This window comes from Winogradskyella sp. A2, assembly GCF_046762865.1.
Taxonomy (GTDB): Bacteria; Bacteroidota; Bacteroidia; order Flavobacteriales; family Flavobacteriaceae; genus Winogradskyella.
The window spans coordinates 220,336-231,574 of record NZ_JBKQXM010000007.1 but is presented as its reverse complement, the minus strand read 5'-3'; the positions used below and the strand labels follow the sequence as shown (position 1 = coordinate 231,574).

Below are 11,239 nucleotides of genomic sequence, written 5' to 3'. Positions count from 1 at the left end.
GGCGTTTAAGCGGGTGCAAATATAAAACCCTTTTTCGTTACCCGCAACATTCTCGACAAAATATTTTTAAAAATATTCTCCGCAACAATATCCATAAGCGAACGAACTAACAAAAAACAGTACTCACGTACCGTTTCAGCGGCGCAAATATAAAACCATTCCCCAACCTGACAAGCAATATTATAAGGTTTTTTCGATTATATCACGAAAAGCCTAAACACCAAAGAATTAGAAAAAATATTTTTAAAGTCGTACTATAGAAAAAAGTCCCAAACTAGTCCGAAACGTACTGTAAAATCTCTATAAGGATGATTTGGAGCTGAATAATAATCAAAGCCTGTAAAAGATGAATTAAAATGTTCGGCCATTAAAAAAATACGAGTCTGTCTAACCTTTGCATTAATAAAAAAATCTAAGCGAGGAAATCCACCAAACTCAGTTTCGTTTTGAGTATAAAATTCTGCTAATACCGGATCATAGCCATTCATGCTATACTTAGTAAAATAATTAAAAGTAACTCCGGTTTGTATGGTCATTGCCTTCTTGAAAATTTGATTAGAATAATAAAGTGTATTCCTTGTAATTAATGCAGGCACATTTAAAACATCTTCATCACTAACAACATTTTGATACATTACTGTATTATCCAAAGCAAAATTTCCAAATTTGATTTCCTTTTTCAATTTCAATCTCAAATACTGAAGTGATTTATTATATTGAGATGGTCTAATAATTTTAACCTTTTCAACTGTATTTCCTAAATTAAAATAAGTGTAATTATCAATATTTGTTATATCTAGAGTAGCACTCAGATATTTTTTAGATTCCAAATTAACTGCTAATTGTTGAGAATTAATGTTTTTGTAAGTATCAAGATGATACCAATTATAATTTATATAATCGGACTGGTAAAGGAGATAATTAAAATTTGGCAATCTTGAACTAATATTGACTCCACCTCCTAAACCAATATCATCATTGATTTTAATGTTTAGAGTTGCATCAATATAATTTCCGCTAAAATCATCAGATAAATTTAAACCAGCATTACCTTGAACATTAAAAGCCCCTATCTGTTTAGAATAGCCAGCACTCACTCCAACAAAATTTGTTTTGATCCTATTTGGAATTAACATGTCGGAAATTAAAACAACGCTATTGTATCCGTAATTTATATCTGTATAGTTTACCTTAAATGAGAGTCTGCCTAACAAATCATTCTCATACCTAAAACCTAAATTAGTATGAAAGTTCTCAACAGTAACTTTATCTTTTATGTCACTAGAAAATGCTTCTCCAAAAAAATCAGTAACAGCTGAGTTCTGTGTATAATCATAATATTTATCTTCAAATGAAATAGAATTCGTTAAATAAAGACTATTGCTGTCTAATGAATCTTGCTTTTTAATTAATTCATAAGAATGATCTAAATAAAATCGTTTACCTACGAGAATATTTTCTGCATTTTCAAAATTAGGATCGAAAACTGATCTATCTAAAAACTCTTCATTACCAGAATCAAAATTTTCTATATCTTCATCTTTTAATCCACCGTTTTCTTGATTAAGTAAATCTTGCATAACAATATGACCTCTGGCCTCATATCTTTCATTTTTAGATTTATAATTAGACGTGAATCTGAAATTTCCAGAACTTGTTAGTGCATTTTGATAATTACCTAATGACCTTAATCCTTTATATGCTATTGAGAAATTAAATTGTTTAGATAAATTAACTGAAAAGAAAGCATCTAACAATTGTCCTTGCTGAAATGCCGTTTTGTAAGTTAATCTTGTCCATGGCGTTGGTACTTCATAATAGTTTATGTCACCTAATTCATAATAATTAAAATGTCTTGATCTTGCCCCAAACAAAGGTATTATCTCCTTACTTACTGGATTAAAAGTTAGACTATTATAGGATTGACCAATATTGGCAAATGGCATTAATCCAAAATTATCTTTCTGTAGATAATTAAATTTATAATGCTTATCAAGTACCAAAGTAGTATCAACTATAGAAGTATCTATTTCTTTATTGAATAGAAGATACATATCAATAGTAGCCACATTTTTAAATCCCTTAGATCTCTTTACAGCAGATGTGTCTTCTCCAAATGGATTGTCAGGTCTTTTAGTATTTGAAGTACTTAACTTAGTTTGTGAATAACCAGTATTTATCACAAATAATACTAAAAGTGGAATAAAGAAATTTTTGACTGACATTAACTATTTAAACGATTCTGTAAGATTAGTTTTCTGTAGAATTTCTTGCAAATGTAATTAATTAATTAACCAACTAAATAGAGAACAAAAATTAAATAAATCCACAAAAAAAAGACCGTTATTAAAAATAACGGTCTTTAAGTAATATTTAGTATACTATATTAAATAGTGAATCCTCCAGAAACAGTAGATGCACCAACGGAATCAGTAGCCAATACTTGACCACAACCATTAATTACTCTAAATGTACTACCACCATCACCATATGAATCATTTAATGTCATAGTATAAGAACCTGCACCCAATGTAACATTCACTACAATTGTAGTAAAGTCATCTGCAGGGTTGTTGTATGGTCCACCAGAAGCAACCACAGCTCCTGAAGAATCAGTTACAGCCCAAGATGTTTCATCTGGCCAGTTATCAGTATCTATTTCAATAGTTACATTACCAGCTGTAGCTGGTGGGCACAATAACGCCGCATTAATTGAAACTACCGCTGTTTCAGCAATAGTGTCAATATCAGTTGTTGGCGAGAATTCTAATAAGATTTCTGAAAAATCAAATGTTAATCCGGCTTCAAATACAGTAACTTCAACCATTGCTGAGTTTGAACCTGCTTCAATAACAACAGAACTAGGTGCAGAGTATGCTGCAGCATCTGCAGTAGAATTTTCAGTTGTTAAACTGAATGTTCTATCTGAACCCGTTTTGTTACCAGTATAAACATTAACTTCAATTGTCTTACTTCCTTCACCTACATCAACAGTCTCAGTGATTTCGTCCACTCCGAAAGCAATGTAGTTAGGCGTTAGGGTATCCTTATCTTCCTCACAACTGTAAGTAAGAACTAGACATCCAACTATTAATAATTTTAAAATTTTCTTCATTTGAGATAAGTCTTTTTTGTTTTAATTTAGTTTTGATCGTTGATAAACGGATTATCCTGAATCTCTCTTTGAGGGATTTCAAAAGTTAATCTGTCATCATTATGAGCAATCGATTCTCCAACAAACGATAAGTGGTTTGCACCTCTTGTGATTGTAGCTTGATTTCTCTTCATAGCGAAATAAGACTTACCTTCTCCCCATAATTCCCATCTTGTTTGCATGTAAATCTCATCGATTAACGCTTGACCACTCAATGTATCAATATACGAAGGATCAGCAACTCTAGTATCAACTAAAGAATGTAAAACTGTTCTTGCTTGTCCATCTTGTCCTTGTCTAGCTAAAGCTTCAGCTTCTAGTAAGATCATTTCTGCATGACGCATGTATACATAATCAGCTTTTACCTGCGTTGATGTACCAAAAGGTACACGATCCGCATCATATTGCTTAAATAAAGGCTGTAAATAATTTGCACCAGGAGTAGCAAAGAACTGATCTCTTCTAATATCATCAGCTCTCATACTATTGTATAATCCTTCATCCATAACTTTAGTATCTCCAACAGCAGCATAACTATATGAGAAGAAATCTACTTGACCCCACCAAGAAACAAGTCCTACACCAGAGTTTTCGTTAATATCAACACCCCACATCCAAGATGGATTACCAACTTCATTGAAACCACCTAAGATACCAAAAGTATCAGCATTAGCAGGCATTAAAACAGTACCGGACTCAGTGCGTGCTTGGCTAGCCCAAGAAGCCACTTCGTTCCATCTTTGTCTTTGTGCTGCAATAGCATAAGCTAATAAACCTTTTGCAACTGGCTGATCTATCTGAGCTTTAGAACCTCTATTATATCCTTCTAATAATTCAATAGCTCTATTTAAATCACTTTCAATAAGTGCATAAACCTCTGCTTGCGTCGCCTTAGGTAACGTTTCTGCAGTTAATCTATCATAAAGAGGGATAATTGGTTGATCTGCTATATAATCATCAGCATATAACTGCGCTAACATAAAGAATGAATGCGCTCTTGATGCTAAAGATTGTCCTAATAATGCTCTTACATCCGGATTTTCAGGATCTGCATCTGGACCACCTAAATTAGACATTGCTAAGTTAGCATTTAGTATCTGACCATAGTAATAAGACCATGTTTGGAAGTTATCCGTAAATGTAAAATCTTGTGTAGCCTGCATTTCTGTAATAGAAGCTCTGTACCATCCATATACACTACCAGATAATGCCATATCACTAGATAACATATCCGAAAATATATCATAAGCTTTTTGACCAAAATCATCATGACCACCTGTACCACCAGTACCACTGGTAAACATTGTCGTATAAATACCATCTACAGAACCTTGTACTAAGCCTGGGTTTAAATTCACAACCTCTCCTAGTTCGGTTTCTGAGATAAATTCAGTAGGTTGGGTGTTTAAGAAGTCCTCCTCACAACTATGAAGGCCTATTACTAAACAACCTAAACCAATTAATTTTAAAACACTTTTTTTCATATCGCTTTTTTTTAAGTTAAAATTTTATTCTTGCTCCAAGAGTGAAAGAAGAAAGCGGCGCATAGATATTTCTTGCTGTAAATCCTGCTTCTCTAACCGTTGGGTTATATCCTTGTCTTGCTGTAGAGATAAATAAGTTATCCCCAGAGAAAAATATATTCACATTGTCAATACCAGTTTTATCTAAGAACTTACTTGGTAAGTTATAACCAATGTTAACACTGTTTAACGCAATGTAGTCAGAGCTAATGATAAATCTATCACTTTGCCCAACATCATTAGCAACTGAACCATTACCTAATAATGGTACGTTTGTAATATCTCCTGGTTGTTGCCATCTATCTCTAATATCAGCGTGTAATGTACCACTAGCAGTAGAAAAACCACGCTCAAAGAATTCTCTATAGTTGTTATCATAAGCATAACCACCAAACTGATACGTGAATTGTACACCATAAGTAAAGTTATGTATGTTTCCTTGTAATCTAAATGCTCCCTGAAGATCTGGTATAACTGATTTATCAGCCCACAGTTCTGTCGCAGCATCATATTCTTTAGTTACTCTCTTCTTGAAGTTATCAGAATCAGGATTTCTGAATTTATGAACTTCTAAAGATGAAGATTCAATTTCTTCTCCTGGGTCTAAAATATCATTGTTATTTAAATCATCGAAATACTCATACCACATTGGAAATCCGTCTGCAGGATCAACACCAGCATATTCTCTCATGTAGAAATCGAAAATAGAACGACCTACCTGAAGAGCCGTATTAGCTCTGTTGATAAATTCATCAGCTGTATCAGCTGGCAACGCTAACAATTCGTTTTTATAGCTTGCACCATTCACAGCAACATCAAGTGATACATTTTCCTTGTTTACAACATGGAAGTTTAAATCGAATTCAACACCAGTATTTCTTAATTCACCATCATTTACTAAAAGTCCATTTGAACCAGAAGATGGATTTACTGGCTTATTGAAGAATAAGTTTTCTGTATCATTTCTATACCAATCGATACTACCATCTACAATATCTCCTAACGTAAATTCTGCACCAGCTTGTAATTGTTTCTTTCTTTCCCAAGTAATTTCAGGATTTGCAATATTACCAACTAAAGAAACTGCAAAGCCTCCATCCAAATTGGTAACATCAAATAAGTTAAGACCATTATAATACTGACCAGTTGCAGAAACTACACCTTGCTCATCACCAGCTAAACCGAAAGACCCCTTAACTTTTAAATACCTTAAGAAATCGTTGTCTTCTAACCATGATTCATTCGAAAGAATCCAAGCACCACCAACAGACCAGAATGTATCCCACTTATTTTGGTCGAATACCGAAGATCCATCTCTACGAATTGATCCTGTTAAGTAATACTTATCATCAAAGTCATAATTAACCTGTCCAAAGAAAGACTCTAAAGTTCTACCTTCTTGGAAACCTTCTGCAGGATCTTGGTTAACAATATATTGTGTCAATTCAAGTGCAAATGGAACTTCCGCTCCAGATTTAGAACCTGTTTGAACTTTAAAACTTAATTCATTACTCTCATGTGCTGCAAGAGCCTCGATAGAGTGCTTTCCAAAATCTTTTCTGTAACGGAATAACTGTAAGAAGTTACTTGTTTCATTTGTTTGATTTTGTTGGAACAACTCACCACCTGCTGATGATCCAAAACCGTAGAATTGGTTAGACATATTTTTGAAGATGTTACCTCTATACTGGTAACTATATGAAGTTTCAAACTTTAAGTCTTCAGTTATATTTATGTCCATATTAACACTTCCAATAAGTTCATTTCTGTCATAACCGTTGAAGTCAAAAAGCATGTTACCATATGGACTTACACCATCCGATGAAGGTCTACCTGGTACAGCTCCTCCAAAAGTAATAGCACCATAATCAGGAATAAAACCACCTAAAATAGGATCTGGAATTTTATTACCATTATTGTCTCTTGCAAATACTCCAAATATTCTTGGCACTTTGTCAATAAATTCGAAAATTGCAGAAGAACCACCTAAATTAGCACTGTTTCTTTGCTCTGCGTATAGGTATGATATGTTAGTACCTACCTTTAACCAATCTTTAATTTGTGAAGATACATTAACACGTGCTGAGTATCTCTTATAAGAAGAATTACGAGCAATACCGTTATCATCTAAGAAACCACCAGAAATAAAATATCTAGATTTCTCATCTCCACCACCAAATCTTACATTCGCTTCATAACGCATACCATCACGGATAATTAAATCCTCAAAATTTTCTGGAGTAAATTTTCTTGATACACCAGTAAATTTTCCAGTATTTGGATCAATTAATTGGTTACCAGGTGCATTCCACATGTTATAACGTAAAGGAAGCACACCAGTAATACCTGTATCACCAATAAGGTTTTCAGTTGCCCATGCATTAGCAGTAGCAAGATCTTCACCAAAGTTAATTCTACGACCGTTTCTAAGACCTTCCCATATTAACTCAAGGTTTTCTTCTTGATTAGTTACAGTATCGTAACGATCAATTATCTGAGAGTTAACACCAGTCTTAACATCAACTTCTATATAGCTTTCTGCAGCAGAACCAGCTTTGGTAGTAATTAATACTACACCGTTAGATCCTCTAGAACCATAAATCGCAGTTGCTGTTGCATCCTTTAATATAACTGTACTTTTAATATCAGTTGGATTAATAGCATTTAACGTTTCTGTTGCAGTAATTGGAATACCATCTACTACATAAAGCGGCGAACGGTTACCACTAATAGAACCGAAACCACGAATACGTACTGTAGAAACAGTACCTGGCTGACCAGTTGTATTAATTACCTGTACACCAGATGCCTCACCAGCTAACGATTGTGTTACGTTGGCGAAGTTTTTGTTTTCAATATTCTCGGCATCGACTGTTGTAACAGTACCTGCAAAGGCTTTTTTCGTTGTAGTACCATAACCTACGACTACAACTTCTTCTAACGCATTCTCAGTAAGAGCTACGTCATATACGTTACTAGCGCCTACTGTTACTTCAGTAGCATCCATAGCAACATAAGAGATGACTAATACATCTCCCGCTTGAGCTTGAATAGTATATTTACCATCAAAATCTGTTTGAGTACCTCTAGCTGTACCCTTTACAACTACTGTTGCACCAGGAAGGGGTAAACCATCTGAAGCTGTAGTAACTGTACCTGTGACAGTTTTCTCTTGTGCAAAAGAAAATTGCATCACGAACGCCATAAATAGCGTTAATAACCATGTTAACTTTAATTTCATAAAACAATTATTTGAGTTAGTCTAGTTGCAAACATCTTAATTTAATATTAAATAAACAAGTGTTTTTGCCAAAAAAATGTTAACTCAATTGCGAATCATTTAATCACGGATTCTAAAAGTTTCCGAGGGTTTTTCACGTTTGGACTCAATAGTTAGATACATAAACTGTAAAAGGGTTGCGTTAAAATTTTAACTTTGTTCAAATTTTAACATTTTGCCTTTAAAAATTCAATATTCAAATTGCGATTTAGAATGTGGTACTGATGAAGCTGGTAGAGGATGCTTAGCAGGTCCTGTTACAGCAGCCGCTGTGATACTACCATTATCATTTAAAAACACATTATTAAATGACTCTAAACAATTATCAGAAAAAAATAGAAATCATTTAAAATCTATAATTCAATCTGAAGCTACCTACTACTCCATTGAACACATTTTTGAAAACGAAATTGATCAAATCAATATTCTTAATGCTTCAATAAAGGCGATGCACCATTCTATCTCAAGCCTAAATATTGAACCTGAATATATAATAGTAGACGGCAACAAGTTTAAACCTTACAAAAGCATACCACATAAAACTATTATAAAAGGTGATAGTAAATACTCAAGTATTGCTGCAGCATCTATCCTTGCAAAAACCCATAGAGATTTATACATGGAAAAAATACATGAAGAATTCCCTATGTATAATTGGAAACAAAACAAGGGATACCCAACAAAAGAACATAGAGATGCTATTATAAAATATGGCCCGTCTAAATACCATAGAAAATCATTTAGATTATTGCCAGAGCAATATCAATTGGATTTATAACTTCTTATATTTGCTTTAATTTAATTTTCTATTTATAAATGAAGCATTTTTGGTTATACGTTTTGGTTTGCACTCTAATAGTGTCTTGCCAAAAGAATTATGATAAAAACATAAAACCATACCATTTCATTCCTGAAACTTCAGCCCTTATTATTAAAGTAAATGCTATTAATGATTTTAAAATTGGGTTAGAGACAAATCCTATTCTTTTTTCCTTATATATTAAGGACATAAAAAAAGTAGAATCTGTCCTCGATAAAATTAATTCACCATCACCTATATATATATCATTTTTAGAAACTTTAAATAATAATACCGACTTCCTTATTCTCACCTCTAATAAGGATAAACTTTTTGAAGCCGATAGCTCATCTTATAATAATGGAAAAAGGCAAAGCAATTCAGAAATAATAAATACCAAAATAGACTCTACTGAATTTTATTATAAAACCATTAATGATGTATTTATCGCTAGCAACAATTTAGGCCTTCTAACTAAATTAAATAACGGGGATATGCCTAATGACTTATTTGATTTGATTGAAACCACAAATGAGACTTCTTTAGCATCGGTTATATTTAAAAGCAACAACACTAAGTATTCAGACTTACTGTTCTCCGAATTTTCAAATGAAGAATTTGCAGTGATTGATATTAATCAGAATTCTGGCAGCCTGAATTATAATGGTGTAATATCTAGCAAAGACACTTTGAACAACATTTTGAGTAACTTTAAATCTATTTTACCTCAAAAGACAAATTCTCCGCGTATTGCACCATATAATATTAAGGAACTAAAAAGTATTTCCTTTGATGATTACTCAAAACTATTCAAGAACATAAAAGATTCTAGTAATATAGCAATTGATAGTCAGACATCTTTTCTGACCTACAGTAATGAAATAGCACTTATTGACAATGCCTTAATTCTTCACTCTTTAGATACTGATTTGATAATAGAAACCATAGATAATAAAGCGTTTGAAGAATCTTTCAGGGAGATAGATATTTATAACTTTAGTGAACCTGGCTTTTTTGCAAATCAATTTAAACCTCTATTCAGTTTTAATGAGGCCTCATATTTCTTTGCAAAAGACGACTTTGTAGTATTTTCTAACTCATTAGACAATCTAAAACAGATTTTATCTGATTATTTAAGCAACAATACGCTTGTAAATTCCGAAGCATTTAAAAATATACAAGAAAACCTAAGTGATGAATCATCAATGTTCATTTACAAAAACTCTGAAAGTTTATCGGATTTGTTCAAAACAAATTTGACTGGTTATGATGCAAATGTGGTTCAATATATTTATGAAGATGACTATGCTCATATCAATGGTATAATTCAAAAATATAAAAGACGGAGAGCGTTAAATACAATTTCAGAAAATTTCAATACAAGTATAGAAAGTGATATTATTATTGGACCACAGGTTTTAAAAAACCATGTGAATAAAACAAAAGATATTGCCATACAAGATTCCAATAATAATCTGTACCTGATTTCAAGTTCAGGAAATATATTGTGGAAGAAAAAATTACAAGACAACATCCTCGGTGAAATAGAACAAATAGACATTTATAAGAACGGAAGGTTACAACTTGTTTTTGCGACCTCAAAAAGGGTTTATGTCTTAGACCGAAATGGCAATGATGTTGGTCCATTTCCTTTAAAATTTAATGACCCAATAACCCAACCATTATCAGTATTTGATTATGATAAGAAAAGAGATTATCGTTTACTTGTTACACAGGCCAACAATCTTTTAATGTATAATACTAATGCCAAGAATGTTAGTGGCTTTAATTATAAAGACAGGAGTGGTACAATATTAACCCAACCAAAACACTTTAGATTAGGTAGCAAGGATTACATTGTATTTGGTGCAGGTGAACAATTAAAAATTCTTAACAGGAGAGGTGCTAGCAGAGTGGTCGTGAAGGATAAAATTAGATTTTCAAAAAATCCTATTTATTTATACCAAAATAAATTTACAACTACTAATACATTAGGGCAATTGGTTCAGGTAAATACAAAAGGTAATATTTCAACAAATCAATTAGGTCTCACAGATGGTCACTCCATTGATGCTACTACCAAAACATTAGTAACACTAAATGAAAACAAGTTGCAGATTAGATTTAAAACTGTGGATTTAGAATATGGTGATTATACCAATCCAAAAATATTCTATCTTAATGATAAGATTTACGTAACTACAACTGATATGCAGGCTAAAAAAGTTTATTTATTCGACAGCCAGGCAAAACCAATTCCAAACTTCCCTGTTTACGGAACTTCAGAAGCAATATTAACGAAGCTTGATGCTGATAAAAATTTAGAATTAATCACAAAGAGTGACAGCAAAACAATTCTAACTTATAAACTTCATTAAGTCCAACCGGGCAACTTCATTTTTAAATATAAATTGTAATCACTACATTTATAGTGCTATTAATCAATTACTTAAAGCAACAGCGAAAATACGTTTATAAGACGC

Annotated in this window: 6 protein-coding genes; 2 read left to right on the top strand and 4 right to left on the bottom strand. The window is 32.6% G+C overall.

Annotated features, from left to right (window positions below; translation table 11 throughout):
- Positions 1-254: 254 nt before the first annotated feature.
- From ACFWV9_RS14155 to ACFWV9_RS14140, 4 genes are all read right to left on the bottom strand, one after another.
- The gene (locus ACFWV9_RS14155) at positions 255-2,225 is read right to left on the bottom strand and encodes a putative porin (protein WP_411895885.1); all 1,971 of its coding nucleotides are present in this window, start codon (positions 2,223-2,225) and stop codon (positions 255-257) included.
- A 161-nt stretch (positions 2,226-2,386) separates the two neighbouring features.
- Positions 2,387-3,115: a hypothetical protein gene (locus ACFWV9_RS14150; protein ID WP_411895884.1), complete on the bottom strand. Its 729-nt coding sequence runs from the start codon at positions 3,113-3,115 to the stop codon at positions 2,387-2,389.
- A gap of 26 nt (positions 3,116-3,141) precedes the next feature.
- Positions 3,142-4,638 (bottom strand): RagB/SusD family nutrient uptake outer membrane protein, encoded by a 1,497-nt coding sequence (locus tag ACFWV9_RS14145; RefSeq protein ID WP_411895883.1) that lies wholly within the window; start codon positions 4,636-4,638, stop codon positions 3,142-3,144.
- A 16-nt stretch (positions 4,639-4,654) separates the two neighbouring features.
- Positions 4,655-7,918 (bottom strand): SusC/RagA family TonB-linked outer membrane protein, encoded by a 3,264-nt coding sequence (locus ACFWV9_RS14140; protein WP_411895882.1) that lies wholly within the window; start codon positions 7,916-7,918, stop codon positions 4,655-4,657.
- A 214-nt stretch (positions 7,919-8,132) separates the two neighbouring features.
- On the opposite strand from ACFWV9_RS14140, the gene ACFWV9_RS14135 reads away from it, so the two are divergent.
- Both ACFWV9_RS14135 and ACFWV9_RS14130 read left to right on the top strand, forming a co-directional pair.
- Positions 8,133-8,735 (top strand): ribonuclease HII, encoded by a 603-nt coding sequence (locus ACFWV9_RS14135; RefSeq protein WP_411895881.1) that lies wholly within the window; start codon positions 8,133-8,135, stop codon positions 8,733-8,735.
- 38 nt (positions 8,736-8,773) lie between these two features.
- The gene (locus ACFWV9_RS14130; RefSeq protein WP_411895880.1) at positions 8,774-11,134 is read left to right on the top strand and encodes a hypothetical protein; all 2,361 of its coding nucleotides are present in this window, start codon (positions 8,774-8,776) and stop codon (positions 11,132-11,134) included.
- Positions 11,135-11,239: the final 105 nt, after the last annotated feature.

Excerpts from the sequence above, each read along its gene's own strand:
- ACFWV9_RS14140 (WP_411895882.1), bottom strand. The coding sequence starts at position 7,918 with ATGAAATTAAAGTTAACATGGTTATTAACGCTATTTATGGCGTTCGTG.
- ACFWV9_RS14150 (WP_411895884.1), bottom strand. The coding sequence starts at position 3,115 with ATGAAGAAAATTTTAAAATTATTAATAGTTGGATGTCTAGTTCTTACT.
- ACFWV9_RS14145 (WP_411895883.1), bottom strand. The coding sequence starts at position 4,638 with ATGAAAAAAAGTGTTTTAAAATTAATTGGTTTAGGTTGTTTAGTAATA.
- ACFWV9_RS14155 (WP_411895885.1), bottom strand. The coding sequence starts at position 2,225 with ATGTCAGTCAAAAATTTCTTTATTCCACTTTTAGTATTATTTGTGATA.
- ACFWV9_RS14130 (WP_411895880.1), top strand. The coding sequence starts at position 8,774 with ATGAAGCATTTTTGGTTATACGTTTTGGTTTGCACTCTAATAGTGTCT.